Raw genomic sequence first — 17,847 nt, forward strand, 5'->3', positions numbered from 1 at the left:
GCCGAAGAATCTTGCCGTTGAACGGACGCGCCGACCCGAGCCCCCGAAAGCGTCTGTATCCGGCTGCCTTTGACTTGTCAAAGTACGCACTATTCAGTAAGATCCGCCGTCTAATTTACAGGGCGGCCCCTGAGGCTATAAAGAATGAAAACTTTTACTGCTAAACCGGAAACAGTACAGCGCGACTGGTTTGTCGTCGACGCTGCAGGTCAGACCCTGGGTCGTCTGGCCACCGAAATCGCGAGCCGTCTGCGTGGCAAGCATAAAGCTGAGTACACTCCTCACGTTGACACCGGCGATTACATCGTCGTTATCAATGCCGAGCAGATTCGTGTAACCGGTGCTAAAACCACCGACAAAATCTACTACTCCCACTCCGGTTTCCCGGGCGGCATCAAGTCGATCAACTTCGAAAAGCTGATCGCTAAAGCCCCTGAGCGCGTGATCGAGACCGCGGTCAAAGGCATGCTGCCTAAGAACCCGCTGGGTCGCGACATGTATCGTAAGCTGAAAGTCTATGCGGGCGCTGTACACCCTCATACTGCTCAGCAGCCCCAAGAACTGAAGTTTTAACGGAATAGTTCATTATGTCGGCGACTCAAAATTACGTCACTGGCCGTCGCAAGACCGCAACCGCACGCGTTTTCCTGCGTCCGGGTACTGGTAACATCTCCATCAACAACCGTTCGCTGGATAATTTCTTCGGCCGCGAAACTGCCCGTATGGTAGTTCGTCAGCCGCTGGAATTGACTGAGACTGTCGAGAAGTTCGACATCTACGTCACCGTGATCGGCGGTGGTGTAAGTGGTCAAGCTGGCGCAATCCGCCACGGTATCACTCGCGCACTGATGCAGTACGACGAAACCCTGCGTGGCGCTCTGCGCAAAGCTGGCTTCGTTACTCGCGATGCTCGTGAAGTTGAACGTAAGAAAGTTGGTCTGCGTAAAGCGCGTAAGCGTCCGCAGTACTCGAAGCGTTAATTCGCTTCTACGTTCAAAAAAGAACGCCCAGTTTCCTCACGGAGCTGGGCGTTTTTTTATGGGCGCGAATTCTTGAATAATTGCGCTGTGACAACTTGCCACACGCGCAGAGCCCCTATACTGCAAGGCTTGGCAGTGGAGCACTTGGGTAATTACCTTGTCAGAATTGGGGCTTTTCATTACCATTCGGCAAAATTTTTATAAGTACATAGATTTACTTAGTAGATGCCTGATTTAACAGGCCACAAAGCTGATGGGAGAGGACTGAATGAGCAATGACGGCGTGAATGCAGGCCGGCGTCGCTTCTTGGTAGCAGCCACATCCGTGGTGGGTGCTGCAGGAGCGGTGGGGGCTGCGGTCCCGTTCGTGGGGTCATGGTTTCCCAGTGCCAAGGCGAAAGCCGCAGGTGCACCGGTGAAAGTGAATGTCAGCAAAATCGAGCCAGGCCAGCAGATGATTGCTGAGTGGCGCGGTCAGCCGGTATTCATCGTCCGCCGTACCGAGGAAATCCTGGGGAATCTGAAAAAGATCGAGGGCCAGCTGTCTGACCCTACCTCCAAGAACTCGACACAACCGACTTATGTCGACCCGGAAACGCGTTCGATCAAGCCAGAGGTTCTGCTGCTGATCGGTATTTGCACGCACCTGGGTTGCTCGCCGACTTTCCGTCCGGAAGTGGCACCTGCGGATCTGGGCAAGGATTGGGTAGGTGGTTATTTCTGCCCTTGCCACGGTTCCCACTACGATCTGGCTGGCCGCGTCTACAAGTCGCAACCTGCGCCTTTGAACCTGCCAGTTCCCCCGCATTCCTATGAGACCGATGACATCATTGTCATTGGCGTCGATACGGAGAAAGCGTGATGAGCAAGTTCATGGATTGGGTTGATGCACGCTTCCCCGCGACCAAAATGTGGGAAGACCATCTCAGCAAGTATTACGCCCCGAAGAACTTTAACTTCTTCTATTTCTTTGGTTCCCTCGCGCTGCTCGTTCTGGTCAACCAGATCGTCACCGGTGTCTGGCTGACCATGAGCTACACCCCGTCGGCGGAAGAAGCGTTTGCCTCCGTCGAATACATCATGCGCGACGTCGAGTACGGCTCGATCCTGCGTCTGCTGCACTCCACCGGCGCTTCGGCGTTTTTCATCGTGGTCTATCTGCACATGTTCCGTGGCTTGCTCTACGGCTCGTATCAGAAGCCGCGTGAGCTGGTGTGGGTCTTCGGCATGCTGATCTACCTGGCGTTGATGGCAGAGGCCTTCATGGGCTACCTGCTGCCTTGGGGCCAGATGTCGTACTGGGGTGCCCAGGTAATCATCTCGCTGTTCGGTGCGATTCCGGTCATCGGTGACGACCTGACTCAGTGGATCCGTGGTGACTACCTGATTTCCGGTATCACCCTGAACCGCTTCTTTGCCCTACACGTTGTTGCCCTGCCGATCGTGATTCTCGGTCTGGTGGTGTTGCACGTGCTGGCGCTGCACGAAGTCGGCTCGAACAACCCGGACGGCGTGGACATCAAGAAGTACAAGGACGAAAACGGCGTACCGCTGGATGGCATTGCTTTCCACCCGTACTACACCGTGAAAGATATCGTCGGCGTTGTGGTGTTCCTGTTCATCTTCTGCTCGATCGTGTTCTTCTTCCCGGAAATGGGCGGCTACTTCCTCGAGAAGCCGAACTTTGAACAGGCGAACGCGTTCAAGACACCTGAGCACATTGCACCCGTCTGGTACTTCACGCCGTTCTACGCAATTTTGCGGGCGATTCCCGACAAGCTCCTGGGTGTCATTGCCATGGGTGCGGCGATCGCAGTGCTGTTCGTCCTGCCGTGGCTCGACCGGAGTCCGGTCAAGTCGATGCGTTACAAGGGCTGGATGAGCAAGATCTGGTTGTGGGTGTTCTGCATCTCGTTCGTGATCCTGGGCGTGTTGGGCGTACTCGCTCCAACGCCAGGTCGTACGCTGCTGTCGCAGGTATGCACCTTCCTGTACTTCGCCTACTTCATTCTGATGCCGTTCTACACCAGGCTCGAGAAGACAAAACCGGTTCCGGAAAGGGTGACTGGCTGATGAAAAAGCTATTTGCTGTACTGATTCTTGCTGCTCTGCCTGTGCTGTCTTTTGCGGCTGAACACGGTGGTCCTGAGTTGGAAAAAGTCGATATCGACGTTTCCGACAAGGCTGCAATGCAAGATGGCGCACGTACGTTCGCCAACTACTGCATGGGTTGCCACAGCGCCAAGTTCCAGCGTTACGAGCGTGTTGCCGACGACCTCGGCATTCCGCATGACTTGATGCTCTCGAACCTGGTGCTCACTGGCGCCAAGATCGGCGACCACATGAACATCGGTATGCAGCCGGCTGACGCGAAGACCTGGTTTGGTGCGGCACCGCCTGACTTGACCCTGGTTGCTCGCGTTCGTGGTACAGACTGGCTCTATGGCTACCTGAAGTCTTTCTACGAAGACCCAGCGCGTCCATGGGGCGTGAACAACAAGGTATTTCCTAACGTAGGGATGCCAAACGTTCTGGTCGGTCTGCAAGGTCGTCAGGTCGTGGGCTGCAAACAGGTCCAGATCGTCGAAGACGGCAAGAAGCAATATGATCCGCTGACCGGTACGCCGCTGACTCATGAAGCGTGCGATCAGCTGACCATCGTGCCGAAAAGCGGAACGCTGACTGAAGAGCAGTTCGATGAGAAGGTGAAGAATCTGGTAACCTTCCTCGCTTACTCGGCTAACCCGGTTAAGCTGCAACATCAGCGCATCGGTACGTATGTATTGCTGTACCTGGCGTTCTTCTTCGTATTCGCTTACCTGCTCAAGCGCGAATACTGGAAAGACGTGCACTGATAACGCTTTAAGCAATTGCTGTTAATCGCGCGCGCCCAAGGGCGTCTCTAAAGGTGTAACGGATCTGGTTATCCAGGCGTTACGGGGAGACGCCCTCTGGGCGCGCTCGTTTTTCCGCTTTCGAAATTTCAACAAGCGAGGAGGACCGCCATGGGCGTGACCAATCGGTTGGCCTGTTACTCCGACCCCGCCGACCACTATTCCCACCGGGTACGTATCGTACTTGCAGAGAAGGGTGTCAGCGCAGAGATCATTTATGTGGAAGCTGGTCGCCAGCCGCCTAAACTGATTGAAGTGAACCCTTACGGAAGTCTGCCCACCCTGGTCGATCGTGACCTGGCGCTGTGGGAGTCGACCGTGGTGATGGAATATCTGGATGAGCGTTACCCGCATCCGCCGTTACTGCCGGTTTATCCAGTGGCGCGAGCGAACAGCCGTCTGCTGATACATCGTATTCAGCGTGACTGGTGTGGCCTGGTGGATCTGATCCTGGATTCGCGGACCAAGGAAGCGGCCCGTGTCGTTGCTCGTAAAGAGCTGCGAGAAAGCCTGAGCGGCGTGTCGCCATTGTTCGCTGACAAGCCGTTTTTCCTCAGTGAGGAACAAAGCCTGGTGGATTGCTGCCTACTACCAATACTCTGGCGTTTGCCGATTTTGGGTATTGAACTGCCGCGGCCAGCCAAGCCGCTGCTTGATTATATGGAGCGCTCGTTTGCGCGTGAGGCTTTCCAGGCGAGTCTGTCTGGTGTCGAACGCGATATGCGCTAAGGCTTAAGGAGCCGCTATGAACTCCAGTCGACCTTATCTGGTCCGCGCGCTCTATGAGTGGATTGTGGATAACGATTGCACCCCGCACATGCTGGTCAATTCCGAGTATCCGTCGGTACAGGTGCCTCAGGGATTTGCCAGTGACGGACAAATTGTCCTGAACGTATCGCCGGCAGCTGTGCGTCATTTGCACATGGATAACGAAGCGGTCAGCTTCGAAGGGCGCTTCGGTGGCGTTCCGCACACCCTGTACGTGCCTATCGCATCGATCCTGGGCATTTACGCCCGGGAGAACGGTCAGGGCATGGTGTTTGATCTGGAATCGCCCATGGAAGACGAGGAAGAGATCGAGCTGGATGATGATATTCCGCCACCCGACACCGAGCCGCCGCGTCCAAGCGGTCGACCCAGTTTGAAAGTGGTGAAGTAATAAAAAAGGCGATCCGAAAGGATCGCCTTTTTTATTACGTCGCCACTTCAAACCTGTAGGTCCGATAACGCATCAATCGATATATTCAAATAGCTTCACAATCTTCTGCACGCCAGAAACGCCCTGCACCAGATTGGTCGCCTGCGCCGCTTCCTGCTTGGTCAGCAGGCCCAGCAGATAGACGATGCCGTTTTCGGTAATGACCTTGATGCGCGAGCCCGGGATGTTCGGGTCGGTGAGCATCTGGGTCTTGATCTTGGAGGTCAGCCAGGCATCGTTCTGGCGGGCAAGGAAGCCGGAAGGCGGCAGCACTTGCAGTTCGTTATGGACTTTCTTCACGCGCTGGACGACAGAGGCTGCCTGCTCGGCCTTGGCTTTGAGGTCTTCGCGTGGGGTCTGGCCGGCAAGCAGTACAACGCCGTTGAAGCTGGTGACGACGATGTGCGAGTCGTTATCCAGTGCAGGGTCGGCCTTGGCGATATTCACACCGACCTTGGTCTCGATCAGGGAATCGTCAATTTTACTGCCGAAAGTGCGGGTGCCGCGGTCGTCTTCAATCGGCGCTTCCCGGCTGGCGTTTACCACCGAGGTGCAGCCGCTGATGCCGAGGCATAGGGTCAAGGCCAGAAGGCCTAGGCGATTAGGGGTCATTCTTCACTCCCGAACAGTTGGCTGTCGATCAAGTCGCATAGGCAATGGATCGCCAGCAGGTGGACTTCTTGAATACGTGCAGTGACGTTGGCCGGTACCCGGATCTCAACGTCCTCGGGCAAAAGCAGTGACGCCATGCCGCCGCCATCGCGCCCCGTCATTGCTACGACAATCATTTCGCGATCATGTGCGGCCTGGATCGCTTGAATAATGTTCGCCGAGTTGCCGCTGGTTGAAATCGCCAGCAACACATCGCCCGGTTGGCCGAGCGCGCGGATCTGCTTCGAGAAGATTTCGTTGTAGCTGTAGTCATTGGCGATCGAGGTGATCGTCGACGTGTCGGTGGTCAGCGCAATGGCGGGCAGGCTTGGACGTTCACGCTCGAAACGGTTGAGCAGTTCCGACGAAAAATGCTGGGCGTCGCCGGCAGAGCCGCCGTTGCCGCAGGACAGCATTTTCCCTTCGTTCAGCAGGGCGTTTACCATGACCTGGCTGGCTTGCTCGATGTGCGGTGCAAGTACGTCCATCGCCATTTGCTTGGTGTCGATACTGGCCTGAAAAAGCTGGCGAATTCGGGATTGCATGTCCATCTGTGTGACCTTAATTAGCGCGGCTACTTGGCACAGGAATGTGCAGCCCGCAAAGCAAAGAGCAAAAGTGTTGGGTGAAAGCGTCCGGTTCAGCGCATGAGCAATCAGCTGTCGAAGGCATTTTGCAACCAGTTGAGCTGATCGAGGTTGCTGTCGATGGCAACCACGTCGAAACGGCAAGGGGAATTGGCCCAGCGCGATTCGCGCTGAAGAAAATACTGCGCGGCAAAAATCAGTTTCTGCCGTTTGCGCCCATCGATGCTATCGAGCGCGCCACCCCATTGAGTGTTTTTTCTGTAGCGGACTTCAACGAATACTACTGTATCGCCATCAAGCATGACCAGATCAAGCTCGCCGCGTTTACACAACCAGTTCTGCGCCACCAGGCGCAGACCGTGTTGCTGAAGATGCTCGAGCGCATGGCGCTCGGCATCTTGTCCGCTTTGCTGGCGTGACCTGTCGGGCATCAGCGTGGGGTGTCCGGCAGGCGTTGAACCTGGCCATTGACGAACTGTGCCCACGGCAACTGACGTTCAACCCGTTGATTCTGGGTCATGCCCAGGCTGCCGGATTCACCCTCGATACGGCTGTCCGGCAAAGCCTTCAGCTGGCCTAGGCGAGGCGCCAAACGGTAGGCATCCGCGCCCATTGCGTAGAGGCGACCCAGACTGCCAGCAGCTTGTGGCCATTGAGCGGTGACTTGTTTGCGCAGCGGATCGTTGACGTCCAGCAGCCATGGCGTTTCGCAGAACCGGACGCCATTCATGTCGTTGTACTGATTCACATCGCCGCTGGCGCTGAATACGTGGGACGTTGCGTAAACCGGTACGTCGCCTGCGTATTGGAAGTTCAGGGTCGGTTTGATCTGCTGGGCTTGCTGGGGGGTTGCGGCCAGGAAGATGAACTCGATGTCCTGGCGACGCGAAGGCTGGGCGGCAACCTGCGAGCCCACGGTGCTTTGCAGGCTCTTGGCGCGACCTTCGCTCTGGCGTAGCTGGAACATGTCGGCAATTTGCTGCGCCAGTTGCACCGGCTGATCAACGCGCTCGGTAGCAACAATGCTGCCGCCATTGGCTTGCCAATCCTGGCTGAACGCTTTCAGCACGCGGTCGCCCCATTCGCCTTTCGGCACCATGATGGCGGCGCGATGCAGGCCATCGGCGCGGGCGCGGCGAGAGACTTCACGGGCTTCATCTTCAGCGGCAAGACCGAACTGGAACAGTTGAGCCGGGCCTTGTGCGCCCTCGCTGTAGTTCAGTGCCAGCGTGGTAATCGGCAATTGCGGGCGTGTACTGAGCTGTTTGACCAGTGGCTTTTCCAGCGGGCCGATGACCAGTTGCACGCCATCTGCCTGAGCCTTGCGGTAGAACTCATCCAGAGACGTCAGGCGCGAGCTGTCATAGAACTCGATAGCCGGTGGCTTCTGCCCGGCTTGTTGCGCCTGGTAGTGAGCGGCCATGAAACCTTCGCGCAGTGCTTTGCCGACCGAAGCCAGTGGTCCGTCTTGTGGCAGCAGCAGGGCAATCTTGCTCAGCGGCTGGCTGGCCAGCTCCTTGAGCCTGGTCAGTGGCAGCGGCAATTGAATGGCCGCCGGATGCTTGGGGTTCTGCGCGCGCCAGTTGTCGATCGCGGCTTGCTGTTGCTCCAGGGTTCCCGCGGTTTTCACGGCCAGGGCCAGGCTCATCCAGCCGCCGAGGTCGTCGGTGGTGGTGGGCTGCAGTTGATCGGTTGGCAGTGAGGCGATCAGGGTCCAGATCGCTTCGTGGTTTTTGCTGGCCGCTTCACCTTCGAGCATCGGGGCGATAAAGATTCGCTCCTTCGCAGCAGCCAGGGTTTGGCCGTCGGCTTCAAGTGCGCGGGCGTGAACGGTGCCGGTGCGGACTTGCTGCTCGACAGGCAGTTCGCTCAGTCGTTGCAGGCTTGGATGGCTCAACGCGGTCAAGGCGGCTTTCGGCTGATTGCGCGCCATGGCCAGTTCAGCTGCCAGTGTGCTCGCGAAAACCTGTTGTCCAGGCTTGAGTTGTTCGACAGGCACTTGCTGCAGGATTTGCGCGGATTGGCCGGCATTCCCTTGGCGGAAGGCCAGGTCTGCGGCGCTCAGGCGCAGCAACGCAGCTTTTTCCGGGTCTTTGCTTTGAGTCGCCTGTTCGAGCAGTTGCTCGATACTGGCATCCGGGGTCCGTGGAAGTTCGCCAAGGCTGGAGGAGGGCGAGCTGGCGCAAGCCGCCAGCAAGGCAGCAAGGCAGAGGGCAGTGAACAGCCGCAGGCAAGCGATCATGTAGTGTTCCTGATACTCGATCAAATTAGCGTGGAATTGTACCCAAGCACTGGCCGGGGCGCGATGTTACTGGTGTGAATCGATCAATTTAGCTCGTGTAAATGTTGCTGCGCGGTCAAAAGGCATGAAAAACCCCAAGTTGCTTGCGCGTATCGGAAACGGATCTACGCGCTACAATGTCGCCTTTTAACGATCATGAGGTGTGCGCTTTGACTGCTCCAGGTGCTTTGAATTCCGCTGCTGGCTCGCTTTATGTGGTGGCGACGCCCATCGGCAACCTGGACGACATCAGTGCGCGCGCGCTGAAAATCCTGCGTGACGTTGCGTTGATCGCCGCTGAAGACACTCGCCATTCCCAGCGATTGATGCAGCACTTCGGCATTCCTACGCCGCTGGCGGCCTGTCATGAACACAACGAGCGGGATGAAGGTAGCCGCTTTATTACCCGTTTGCTTGCCGGTGACGACGTTGCGCTGATCTCCGATGCCGGGACGCCACTGATTTCCGATCCGGGCTATCACCTGGTGCGCCAGGCGCGTGCCGCGGGCATCAGCGTGGTACCGGTCCCGGGTGCCTGTGCATTGATTGCCGCGCTGTCGGCGGCGGGCTTGCCGTCGGACCGGTTCATCTTCGAGGGCTTTCTGCCAGCCAAGGCCGTCGGTCGGCGCGCTCGTCTGGAATTGGTAAAGGAAGAGCCGCGTACGCTGATTTTCTACGAAGCCCCGCATCGTATTCTGGAATGCCTGCAGGACATGGAGTTGGTGTTCGGTCCTGAGCGCCCGGCATTGCTGGCCCGCGAGCTGACGAAAACGTTCGAGACCCTCAAAGGGTTGCCGCTGGCCGAGCTGCGTGCGTTTGTCGAGTCAGACAGCAATCAGCAGCGCGGTGAGTGTGTGGTGCTGGTGGCGGGCTGGTCGGCGCCCGAAACAGAAGACGCGGTCAGCAGTGAGGCAATGCGTATTCTCAATTTGTTGCTGGAGGAAATGCCTCTCAAGCGAGCCGCGGCACTGGCGGCGCAAATTACCGGAGAGCGCAAGAATGTGCTCTATCAAGTTGCGCTGGATAAACAGAAGGGCGAGTAAAACCCGACGCGAAGGCATGGCTGAAGGCTTTTAGCGCTTGTTCTTCGGGCGCTCTGCCGTTAACCTTCGCGGCGGAGAGTCGATTGGACAGTCGCTGCCCTCTATGAAAATTAGGGGGGGGAGGAAAGTCCGGGCTCCATAGGGCGAAGTGCCAGGTAATGCCTGGGAGGCGTGAGCCTACGGAAAGTGCCACAGAAAATAACCGCCTAAGCGCTTCGGCGCCGGTAAGGGTGAAAAGGTGCGGTAAGAGCGCACCGCACGACTGGCAACAGTTCGTGGCTAGGTAAACCCCACTTGGAGCAAGACCAAATAGGGTCCCAAGGCGTGGCCCGCGCTGGGACCGGGTAGGTTGCTAAAGATGTCCAGTGATGGCCATCGTAGACGAATGACTGTTCAAGACAGAACCCGGCTTACAGATCGACTCTCCACCTTTTTCCCCTTCCTGTTTGAGGCTTTGAACAGGGCGCAGGCAGTAGTGTTACTCCTTCCTTGCGATTGAACGCTGGAAGGCCTGAGTGATACTGATTCGCCTGCATTGATGGCATTCCAATAAACTCCTCGCAGCGCCGATTTACCTCCTTCCAGAATCATCAGCTGAAGCACTTTCGTAATACCAAAAAAATCTTACTCTTAACAAACTACTTTAACTTTCGAGCGCAGCCGTCAGTGCTGAATCAAGTTATTGAGCAAGATTACGCGTCAGATTCTCGTTACCCCTCCTTTTAGGCTCCTAAATCACAGTTCTGTAAGGCTTTTCCTTTACTGCGCGCCTTGACGGTGCGGTAGGCGCATTCCTATAGTGTGCGCAAGTGGCGGAAAGTGGCATGAAGTGGGTTTTTTGAGCTAAAAACGCTAATATTTGGAGAAACGCTGACGTGTTTCGCGGAGCTAACGCTATCAGTCTCGACGCAAAGGGCCGTCTCGCTATGCCGAGCCGGTATCGCGACGAGCTGGTTTCGAGAAGTTCCGGTCAGTTAATCGTCACAATCGATGCCGTTGATCCGTGTTTGTGTGTTTACCCCCTCGATGAGTGGGAAATTATTGAAACCAAACTGCGCGCACTGCCTTCGCTTCGCGAAGAGAACCGCCGCCTGCAACGTTTACTGATTGGTAATGCCGTCGACCTCGAACTCGATGGCAGTGGTCGTTTTCTGGTTCCACCGCGTCTGCGTGAATATGCCAAGTTGGATAAGCGCGCGATGTTGGTAGGCCAACTGAACAAGTTCCAATTGTGGGACGAGGATGCCTGGGATGCGGTTTCTGCCGCTGACCTGGCTGCTATTCAACAACCGGGCGCGATGCCTGATGAACTGCGTGATCTAATTCTGTGACTATTGATAGCGGCTTTAACCACATCACCGTACTGCTCGACGAAGCCGTGGAGGCTCTCGCCGTACGTCCTGATGGTTGCTATCTGGACGGCACGTTCGGTCGCGGCGGACACAGTCGGTTGATCCTCAGCCAGCTCGGTCCCGAAGGTCGGTTGCTCGGGTTCGACAAAGATCCTCAAGCGATTGCCACCGGGCAAACGCTAGCGGCCGAAGACGGCCGCTTTGTCGTTGTGCAGCGCAGCTTTGCCGAGCTGGGTTCGGAAGTGGCAGATCGCGGTCTGGCTGGCAAAGTCAGCGGTATCCTGCTCGACCTTGGAGTGTCCTCGCCGCAGCTTGACGACCCGGAACGCGGCTTCAGCTTCCTCAACGATGGCCCGCTGGACATGCGCATGGACCCGTCCCGCGGGATCAGTGCTGCCGAATTCGTCAACACTGCGCCGGCCGAAGAAATCGCCCGGGTATTCAAGGAATATGGCGAAGAGCGTTTTTCCGGTCGCATGGCCCGAGCTGTCGCCGAGCGCCGTGATATCAAACCCTTCGAGCGTACAGCCGACCTGGCAGAAGTCCTGAAGGTCGCCAACCCGGCATGGGAAAAGGGCAAAAACCCGGCTACCCGTGCGTTCCAGGGCCTGCGTATTCACGTCAATAATGAACTGGGCGATCTGGAGGCCGGTCTTGAAGCGGCGCTGGATTGCCTGGAAGTCGGCGGCCGCCTGGTCGTGATCAGCTTCCACTCGCTGGAAGACCGCATCGTCAAACTGTTCATGCGCAAACTGGTGAAAGGCGAAGCCGACAACCTGCCACGCAACCTGCCGGTCCGGCATGTAGCCTTCGAACCAAAAATCAAAGTCCATGGCGAAGCGCAGTCCGCCTCCGAGGCCGAACTCAAAGCCAACCCACGTTCCCGTAGCGCCGTCATGCGCGTGGCGGAGAAGCTGCGGTGAGCAAGCTTTTCGCCAAGCCACTTCCAGGCGGAAGCTTTTTCATGCTGCTGCTGTTTCTCGGCGTGCTCGTGTCGGCCATCGGCGTGTCGTACAGCGCCCACTGGAACCGTCAGCTTTTGAACTCGCTGTACAACGAACTGAGCGTGCGCGACAAGGCGCAAGCGGAGTGGGGCCGTCTGATCCTCGAGCAGAGCACCTGGACCGCACACAGCCGTATCGAAGTCCTGGCCACTGAGCAACTGAAGATGCGCATTCCCGGCGCAGCTGAAGTGCAGATGGTGGCGCCATGATGAAACTTGAAGGTGCTCTCTTTCCATGGCGGTTTCGCCTGGTGGTGGGTTTGCTCAGCGTCATGGTGGCGGCGATTGCCTGGCGCATTATCGATTTGCAAGTGGTTGACCGTGCCTTCCTTAAAGGCCAGGGCGACGCGCGCAGCGTTCGTCATATTCCGATTCCCGCTCACCGTGGTTTGATCACTGACCGTAACGGCGAGCCGTTGGCCGTCAGTACGCCGGTCACGACCCTGTGGGCCAACGCCAAGGAAATGCAGCAGGCCAAAGAAAAATGGCCGGCACTCGCAGCCGCGCTGGGCCAGGATCCCAAAGCCTTGACCGAACGTCTCGAGGCCCAGGCCAACAAAGAATTCATCTATCTGGTGCGCGGGCTGACCCCCGAGCAAGGCCAGTCCGTGCTCGATCTTAAAGTACCGGGCGTCTATGGCATTGAAGAGTTCCGGCGTTTCTACCCTGCCGGTGAAGTGACCGCGCACATGGTCGGCTTTACCGACATCGATGACCACGGTCGCGAAGGTGTCGAGCTGGCCTACGACGAATGGCTCGCCGGTGTCCCTGGCAAACGCCAGGTCATCAAGGACCGGCGCGGTCGGCTCATCAAGGATGTCCAGGTCACCAAAAACGCCAAGGCCGGTAAGCCCTTGGCGTTGTCCATTGACCTGCGCCTGCAATACCTCGCCAACCGCGAACTGCGTAACGCGATCATCGAGAACGGCGCCAAGGCCGGCAGCCTCGTGATCATGGACGTGAAGAGCGGCGAGATCCTGGCCATGGTCAATCAGCCGACCTACAACCCGAACAACCGTCGCAACCTGCAACCGGCGATGATGCGCAACCGCGCAATGATCGACGTGTTCGAGCCAGGTTCGACCATGAAAGCCATCTCCATGAGCGCTGCGATCGAAAGCGGTCGCTGGAAACCGAGCGATACCGTCGAGGTTTACCCGGGCACCTTGCAGATTGGTAAGTACACCATCAAGGACGTTTCCAGGAGCGAAGGTCCGGTACTCGACCTGACAGGCATCCTGATCAACTCCAGTAACGTCGGCATGAGCAAGGTCGCGTTTGATATCGGCGGCGAAACAATCTTCCGTCTCGCCCAAAAAGTCGGGCTCGGCCAGGACACCGGCCTCGGTTTCCCGGGTGAGCGCGTCGGCAACCTGCCGAACTATCGCGAATGGCGCAAAGCCGAGACCGCCACGCTGTCTTACGGCTACGGCATTTCCGTGACGGCGATCCAGTTGGTCCACGCCTTCTCGGCCCTGGCCAATAACGGTCGTCTCGCGCCGCTGACCCTGATCAAGACTGACAAGGCGCCACAAACCACTCAGGTATTGCCGGAAGCCGTCGCGAAAACCATGCAGGGCATGCTGACCCAGGTAATCGAAGCCCCGCGCGGCGTGTTCCGTGCGCAGGTGCCGGCTTATCACGTGGCTGGCAAATCGGGTACCGCGCGCAAAACGTCGGTCGGTACCAAAGGCTACGCCGAGAATTCCTACCGTTCGCTGTTCGCCGGCTTCGGCCCGATGAGCGATCCGCGTTACGCCATCGTGGTGGTGATCGATGAACCGACCAAAGCCGGTTATTTCGGTGGTCTGGTTTCGGCACCGGTCTTCAGCAAAGTGATGTCCGGGACCTTGCGCCTGATGAACATCACGCCTGACAACCTGCCACCGACTCAACAGGCCAATGCCACACCGGTCGTTCCGCTGAAAGCCAATGGAGGGCGCGGCTGATGTCTCTTAGTCTGAACAAGATTTTTGCCCACGCCGGTCGCGATCTGCTGATCCGGGAACTGACCCTCGACAGCCGCAACGTGCGGGCAGGCGATCTGTTCCTCGCCGTTCCTGGCGGCAAGTTCGACGGTCGCGCGCACATCGCCGACGCACTGCAGCGCGGTGCGGCGGCCGTGGCCTATGAAGTTGAAGGCGCGACGGTGCTGCCGATCACCGATGTGCCGCTGATTCCGGTCAAAGGCCTGGCGGCGCAGCTGTCGGACATCGCTGGACGTTTTTACGGTGACCCGAGTCGCCACCTGAACCTGGTTGGCGTGACCGGTACAAATGGCAAAACCAGCGTGACGCAATTGGTTGCGCAAGCGTTGGACCTGCTCGGTCAGCACTGCGGGATTGTCGGCACACTGGGTACCGGTTTCTACGGCGCGCTCGAAAGCGGCCTGCACACCACGCCGAACCCGATTGCCGTCCAGGCGACCCTTGCCGACCTGAAAAAGGCCGGCGCCAAAGCCGTCGCCATGGAAGTCTCGTCCCACGGTCTCGATCAGGGGCGAGTCACTGCGCTGGCGTTTGATGTGGCGGTGATGACCAATCTTTCCCGGGACCATCTTGATTACCACGGCACCATGCAGGCCTACGGCGAAGCCAAGGCCAAGCTGTTTGCCTGGAACGATCTTAAATGCCGGGTGGTTAACCTCGACGACGAATTCGGCCGCCAGCTGGCTGCGGAAAAACGCGAGTCGCGGCTGATTACCTACAGTCTTGAAGACGCCAGCGCTTACCTGTATTGCCGCGAAGCGCAATTCGACGACGAAGGCGTACGTGCCACGTTGGTCACGCCCCAGGGCGAACACCATTTGCGCAGCACCTTGCTCGGCCGTTTCAACCTGAGCAACGTGCTGGCAGCGGTCGGCGCATTGCTTGGTCTGGATTACGCGCTGGACGAAATCCTCAAGGTCCTGCCAAAACTCGAAGGCCCGGCCGGCCGTATGCAACGCCTCGGCGGCGGCTCTCAGCCATTGGTGGTCGTGGATTACGCCCATACGCCCGACGCGCTGGAGAAAGTATTGACGGCCCTGCGTCCACACGCCAAAGGTCGGCTGCTGTGCCTGTTCGGTTGCGGCGGTGATCGTGATCGCGGCAAGCGTCCGCTGATGGCCGAGGTGGTCGAGCGTCTGGCCGATGGCGTGCTCGTCACCGATGACAATCCGCGTACCGAAGACCCGTCGGTGATTTTCGACGACATCCGCGCCGGTTTCAGCGCTGTAGATAACGTCGCATTCGTTGCCGGCCGTGGCCAGGCGATTGCTCAGCTTATCGCCGGAGCGTCGGCGGATGACGTGATTGTCCTGGCCGGTAAAGGGCACGAGGACTATCAGGAAATCAACGGCGAGCGCCACGCTTTCTCCGATCTGGTCGAGGCTGATCATGCCCTGACCGCGTGGGAGGTGGCCCATGCTTAAAGCCCTGACACTGAGCGAACTGACCGGCGCGCTGAACGCCCGTCTGGTGAATACTGATGCCACTTTCGACGGTGTCAGCATCGACAGTCGTGCGATCCAGCCAGGCCAACTGTTTATCGCCCTGACCGGCCCGCGTTTTGATGGTCATGACTACTTGAACGACGTCGCCGCAAAAGGCGCCGTTGCAGCCCTGGTCGAGCGCGAAGTTACTGACAGCACGCTTGCGCAATTGCTGGTGAAAGATACACGCCAGGCGCTTGGCCAACTGGGCGCGATGAACCGTGCCGGTTTCACGCATCAGGTTGCAGCAATCACCGGTTCCAGCGGTAAGACCACGGTCAAGGAAATGCTTGCGAGCATCCTGCGCACGCGGGGTCCGGTACTGGCGACCCGTGGCAACCTGAACAACGACCTCGGCGTTCCGTTGACCCTGCTCGAACTTGCGCCAGAACACACCGCAGCGGTCATTGAGCTGGGTGCCTCGCGACTCGGCGAAATCGCTTACACAGTGGCCATGACCAAACCTCATGTGGCCATTCTCAACAACGCCGGGACCGCCCACGTTGGTGAGTTCGGCGGGCCGGAAAAAATCGTTGAAGCCAAGGGCGAGATCATTGAAGGGCTGGATGCCGATGGCGTCGCCGTTCTTAATCTCGATGACAAGGCGTTCGGTATCTGGAAGACCCGTGCAGCCGGTCGCAAAGTGCTGACGTTCGCCTTGAGCAACCTCAGCGCTGACTTCTACGCCAGCGATCTGGACCGTGATGCTCGCGGTTGCCCGGCGTTCAATCTACACAGTCCTGAAGGTGTGGAGCGCGTTCAATTGAACCTGCTCGGCACTCATAACGTTGCCAATGCGATGGCCGCCGCAGCTGCCGCCCATGCGCTGGGTGTCTCGCTGTTCGGCATCGCCACCGGGCTTGGCGCAGTGCAGCCGGTCAAGGGGCGCACCGTTGCGCAACTGGCCAGCAACGGCATGCGCGTCATCGATGACACCTACAATGCGAACCCCACCTCAATGTGCGCCGCCGTTGATATACTCGCCGGCTTTTCCGGCCGCACCGTCCTGGTGCTCGGGGATATCGGCGAGTTGGGCGATTGGGCAGAGCAGGGACACCGCGACGTGGGCGAGTACGCCCGTGGCAAGGTTTCCGCGCTTTACGCCGTCGGACCCATGATGGTTCACGCCGTAAACGCTTTCGGTGAACAGGCTTGTCACTTCGCCACTCAGGCTGAACTGATCAAGGCCCTGGACGCCGAGCAAGACACAAACACCACCATTTTGATCAAGGGCTCGCGTAGCGCTGCGATGGAAAACGTCGTCGCCGCTTTGTGCGGGTCCAGTCTGGAGAAACATTAATGCTGCTGCTGCTAGCGGAGTACATGCAACAGTTCTACAAAGGCTTCGCGGTCTTCCAGTACCTGACCCTGCGCGGGATTCTCGGTGTGCTGACCGCGCTGGTTTTGTCGCTGTGCTATGGCCCGTGGATGATCCGTACTTTGCAGAAGCGTCAGATCGGTCAATCCGTTCGCAACGACGGTCCGCAATCGCATCTGTCCAAATCAGGCACCCCGACCATGGGCGGCGCGCTGATCCTGTCGTCCATCGGCGTCAGCACCTTGCTCTGGGCCGACCTCAGCAACCGCTATGTCTGGACCGTGCTGCTGGTCACCTTGCTGTTTGGTGCGATTGGCTGGGTCGATGACTACCGCAAGGTGATCGAAAAGAATTCACGTGGCCTGCCAAGTCGCTGGAAATACTTCTGGCAATCGGTGTTCGGCCTGGGCGCGGCGATCTTCCTTTATATGACCGCCAGCACTCCTGTGGAAACCACGCTGATCCTGCCAATGCTCAAGGACTACAGCATTCCCCTGGGCGCGGGCTTTATCGTCCTGACCTATTTCGTGATCGTTGGCTCGAGCAACGCGGTCAACCTGACCGATGGCCTCGACGGTCTGGCGATCATGCCGACCGTGATGGTTGGCGGTGGTTTGGGGATCTTCTGCTACCTGTCCGGTAACGTGAAGTTCGCGGAATACCTGCTGATTCCTTACGTTCCGGGCGCGGGTGAGTTGATCGTGTTCTGCGGCGCATTGATCGGTGCGGGTCTCGGGTTTCTCTGGTTCAACACCTACCCGGCGCAAGTCTTCATGGGCGACGTTGGCGCACTGGCGCTGGGCGCGGCCCTGGGCACCATCGCAGTGATTGTCCGTCAGGAAATCGTCCTGTTCATCATGGGCGGCGTGTTCGTGATGGAGACCCTGTCGGTCGTCATTCAGGTTGCCTCTTTCAAGCTGACCGGGCGCCGCGTATTCCGCATGGCACCGATTCACCACCATTTTGAACTCAAGGGCTGGCCCGAGCCACGCGTGATCGTCCGTTTCTGGATCATCACCGTGATTCTGGTACTGGTCGGCCTTGCCACCCTGAAGCTGAGGTAGAACG

At 58.2% G+C, this 17,847-nt stretch carries 19 protein-coding genes and 1 other RNA gene; 16 read left to right on the forward strand and 4 right to left on the reverse strand.

The features are described from left to right. The first annotated feature begins 144 nt into the window (after window positions 1-144). From rplM to AC3ZVB_RS09825, 7 genes are all read left to right on the forward strand, one after another. A complete protein-coding gene (gene rplM, locus AC3ZVB_RS09795; protein WP_007905295.1) occupies window positions 145-573 on the forward strand; it encodes a 50S ribosomal protein L13 in 429 nt (142 codons plus the stop codon). Between the two features lie 14 nt (window positions 574-587). After that, complete coding sequence (rpsI, locus tag AC3ZVB_RS09800) at window positions 588-980, forward strand: 30S ribosomal protein S9 (RefSeq protein WP_490146396.1); 393 nt, start codon at window positions 588-590, stop codon at window positions 978-980. Window positions 981-1,248: 268 nt separating this feature from the next. Further along, window positions 1,249-1,842, forward strand: coding sequence for a ubiquinol-cytochrome c reductase iron-sulfur subunit (petA, locus tag AC3ZVB_RS09805; protein WP_007905300.1), 594 nt, complete (start codon window positions 1,249-1,251; stop codon window positions 1,840-1,842). Next, window positions 1,842-3,053 carry a cytochrome b gene (locus AC3ZVB_RS09810; RefSeq protein WP_162437221.1) on the forward strand — a complete coding sequence of 404 codons (1,212 nt, stop codon included), beginning with the start codon at window positions 1,842-1,844 and terminating at the stop codon, window positions 3,051-3,053. Before petA ends, AC3ZVB_RS09810 begins: the two co-directional genes overlap by 1 nt. Further along, the gene (locus AC3ZVB_RS09815) at window positions 3,053-3,835 is read left to right on the forward strand and encodes a cytochrome c1 (RefSeq protein ID WP_162437222.1); all 783 of its coding nucleotides are present in this window, start codon (window positions 3,053-3,055) and stop codon (window positions 3,833-3,835) included. Before AC3ZVB_RS09810 ends, AC3ZVB_RS09815 begins: the two co-directional genes overlap by 1 nt. A 150-nt stretch (window positions 3,836-3,985) precedes the next feature. Further along, on the forward strand, window positions 3,986-4,603 hold the full coding sequence (locus AC3ZVB_RS09820; RefSeq protein WP_162437223.1) for a glutathione S-transferase N-terminal domain-containing protein: 618 nt from the start codon (window positions 3,986-3,988) through the stop codon (window positions 4,601-4,603). Between the two features lie 16 nt (window positions 4,604-4,619). Further along, window positions 4,620-5,033: a ClpXP protease specificity-enhancing factor gene (locus AC3ZVB_RS09825; RefSeq protein WP_162437224.1), complete on the forward strand. Its 414-nt coding sequence runs from the start codon at window positions 4,620-4,622 to the stop codon at window positions 5,031-5,033. Between the two features lie 72 nt (window positions 5,034-5,105). Here the strand turns inward: AC3ZVB_RS09825 and AC3ZVB_RS09830 are convergent, their stop codons facing one another. The 4 genes from AC3ZVB_RS09830 to AC3ZVB_RS09845 all read right to left on the reverse strand — a co-directional run bounded on the left by AC3ZVB_RS09830 (window position 5,106) and on the right by AC3ZVB_RS09845 (window position 8,552). Continuing rightward, window positions 5,106-5,684 carry a BON domain-containing protein gene (locus tag AC3ZVB_RS09830; protein ID WP_162437225.1) on the reverse strand — a complete coding sequence of 193 codons (579 nt, stop codon included), beginning with the start codon at window positions 5,682-5,684 and terminating at the stop codon, window positions 5,106-5,108. Further along, entirely contained in the window at window positions 5,681-6,274 is a 594-nt protein-coding gene (locus tag AC3ZVB_RS09835) for a phosphoheptose isomerase (protein ID WP_162437226.1), read from the reverse strand. The genes AC3ZVB_RS09830 and AC3ZVB_RS09835 overlap by 4 nt, the downstream gene beginning before the upstream one ends. A gap of 104 nt (window positions 6,275-6,378) precedes the next feature. Continuing rightward, on the reverse strand, window positions 6,379-6,741 hold the full coding sequence (locus AC3ZVB_RS09840; protein ID WP_162437227.1) for a YraN family protein: 363 nt from the start codon (window positions 6,739-6,741) through the stop codon (window positions 6,379-6,381). Continuing rightward, a complete protein-coding gene (locus AC3ZVB_RS09845) occupies window positions 6,741-8,552 on the reverse strand; it encodes a penicillin-binding protein activator (protein WP_162437228.1) in 1,812 nt (603 codons plus the stop codon). The genes AC3ZVB_RS09840 and AC3ZVB_RS09845 overlap by 1 nt, the downstream gene beginning before the upstream one ends. A 176-nt stretch (window positions 8,553-8,728) precedes the next feature. Between AC3ZVB_RS09845 and rsmI the strand changes: the two genes are divergently transcribed. From rsmI to mraY, 9 genes are all read left to right on the forward strand, one after another. Continuing rightward, entirely contained in the window at window positions 8,729-9,634 is a 906-nt protein-coding gene (gene rsmI, locus AC3ZVB_RS09850; protein WP_162437229.1) for a 16S rRNA (cytidine(1402)-2'-O)-methyltransferase, read from the forward strand. 75 nt (window positions 9,635-9,709) lie between these two features. Beyond that, window positions 9,710-10,063: RNase P RNA component class A (gene rnpB, locus AC3ZVB_RS09855), an RNA gene on the forward strand. A gap of 446 nt (window positions 10,064-10,509) precedes the next feature. Beyond that, entirely contained in the window at window positions 10,510-10,965 is a 456-nt protein-coding gene (mraZ, locus tag AC3ZVB_RS09860) for a division/cell wall cluster transcriptional repressor MraZ (RefSeq protein WP_008147486.1), read from the forward strand. Beyond that, window positions 10,962-11,909: a 16S rRNA (cytosine(1402)-N(4))-methyltransferase RsmH gene (gene rsmH / locus AC3ZVB_RS09865; RefSeq protein ID WP_490146397.1), complete on the forward strand. Its 948-nt coding sequence runs from the start codon at window positions 10,962-10,964 to the stop codon at window positions 11,907-11,909. Before mraZ ends, rsmH begins: the two co-directional genes overlap by 4 nt. Continuing rightward, on the forward strand, window positions 11,906-12,199 hold the full coding sequence (ftsL, locus tag AC3ZVB_RS09870; protein WP_110964807.1) for a cell division protein FtsL: 294 nt from the start codon (window positions 11,906-11,908) through the stop codon (window positions 12,197-12,199). Before rsmH ends, ftsL begins: the two co-directional genes overlap by 4 nt. Continuing rightward, window positions 12,199-13,938, forward strand: a complete 1,740-nt coding sequence (locus tag AC3ZVB_RS09875) for a peptidoglycan D,D-transpeptidase FtsI family protein (RefSeq protein ID WP_178114290.1) — start codon at window positions 12,199-12,201, stop codon at window positions 13,936-13,938. The genes ftsL and AC3ZVB_RS09875 overlap by 1 nt, the downstream gene beginning before the upstream one ends. Further along, complete coding sequence (locus tag AC3ZVB_RS09880; protein WP_490146398.1) at window positions 13,938-15,401, forward strand: UDP-N-acetylmuramoyl-L-alanyl-D-glutamate--2,6-diaminopimelate ligase; 1,464 nt, start codon at window positions 13,938-13,940, stop codon at window positions 15,399-15,401. The genes AC3ZVB_RS09875 and AC3ZVB_RS09880 overlap by 1 nt, the downstream gene beginning before the upstream one ends. Beyond that, window positions 15,394-16,761: a UDP-N-acetylmuramoyl-tripeptide--D-alanyl-D-alanine ligase gene (locus tag AC3ZVB_RS09885; RefSeq protein ID WP_162437233.1), complete on the forward strand. Its 1,368-nt coding sequence runs from the start codon at window positions 15,394-15,396 to the stop codon at window positions 16,759-16,761. Before AC3ZVB_RS09880 ends, AC3ZVB_RS09885 begins: the two co-directional genes overlap by 8 nt. Beyond that, the gene (gene mraY / locus AC3ZVB_RS09890; RefSeq protein ID WP_162437234.1) at window positions 16,761-17,843 is read left to right on the forward strand and encodes a phospho-N-acetylmuramoyl-pentapeptide-transferase; all 1,083 of its coding nucleotides are present in this window, start codon (window positions 16,761-16,763) and stop codon (window positions 17,841-17,843) included. The genes AC3ZVB_RS09885 and mraY overlap by 1 nt, the downstream gene beginning before the upstream one ends. The last annotated feature ends 4 nt before the right edge of the window (window positions 17,844-17,847 follow it).

This window comes from Pseudomonas sp. MDV22-iso1, from assembly GCF_058145095.1.

Bases quoted from the DNA above. Each gene is read 5' to 3' on its own strand.
- petA (WP_007905300.1), top strand. From the start codon at position 1,249: ATGAGCAATGACGGCGTGAATGCAGGCCGGCGTCGCTTCTTGGTAGCA.
- rplM (WP_007905295.1), top strand. From the start codon at position 145: ATGAAAACTTTTACTGCTAAACCGGAAACAGTACAGCGCGACTGGTTT.
- AC3ZVB_RS09830 (WP_162437225.1), bottom strand. From the start codon at position 5,684: ATGACCCCTAATCGCCTAGGCCTTCTGGCCTTGACCCTATGCCTCGGC.
- AC3ZVB_RS09815 (WP_162437222.1), top strand. From the start codon at position 3,053: ATGAAAAAGCTATTTGCTGTACTGATTCTTGCTGCTCTGCCTGTGCTG.
- rpsI (WP_490146396.1), top strand. From the start codon at position 588: ATGTCGGCGACTCAAAATTACGTCACTGGCCGTCGCAAGACCGCAACC.
- AC3ZVB_RS09875 (WP_178114290.1), top strand. From the start codon at position 12,199: ATGAAACTTGAAGGTGCTCTCTTTCCATGGCGGTTTCGCCTGGTGGTG.
- AC3ZVB_RS09885 (WP_162437233.1), top strand. From the start codon at position 15,394: ATGCTTAAAGCCCTGACACTGAGCGAACTGACCGGCGCGCTGAACGCC.
- AC3ZVB_RS09825 (WP_162437224.1), top strand. From the start codon at position 4,620: ATGAACTCCAGTCGACCTTATCTGGTCCGCGCGCTCTATGAGTGGATT.
- AC3ZVB_RS09840 (WP_162437227.1), bottom strand. From the start codon at position 6,741: ATGCCCGACAGGTCACGCCAGCAAAGCGGACAAGATGCCGAGCGCCAT.
- AC3ZVB_RS09880 (WP_490146398.1), top strand. From the start codon at position 13,938: ATGTCTCTTAGTCTGAACAAGATTTTTGCCCACGCCGGTCGCGATCTG.
- AC3ZVB_RS09835 (WP_162437226.1), bottom strand. From the start codon at position 6,274: ATGGACATGCAATCCCGAATTCGCCAGCTTTTTCAGGCCAGTATCGAC.
- AC3ZVB_RS09820 (WP_162437223.1), top strand. From the start codon at position 3,986: ATGGGCGTGACCAATCGGTTGGCCTGTTACTCCGACCCCGCCGACCAC.
- mraY (WP_162437234.1), top strand. From the start codon at position 16,761: ATGCTGCTGCTGCTAGCGGAGTACATGCAACAGTTCTACAAAGGCTTC.
- rsmI (WP_162437229.1), top strand. From the start codon at position 8,729: ATGTCGCCTTTTAACGATCATGAGGTGTGCGCTTTGACTGCTCCAGGT.
- AC3ZVB_RS09810 (WP_162437221.1), top strand. From the start codon at position 1,842: ATGAGCAAGTTCATGGATTGGGTTGATGCACGCTTCCCCGCGACCAAA.
- AC3ZVB_RS09845 (WP_162437228.1), bottom strand. From the start codon at position 8,552: ATGATCGCTTGCCTGCGGCTGTTCACTGCCCTCTGCCTTGCTGCCTTG.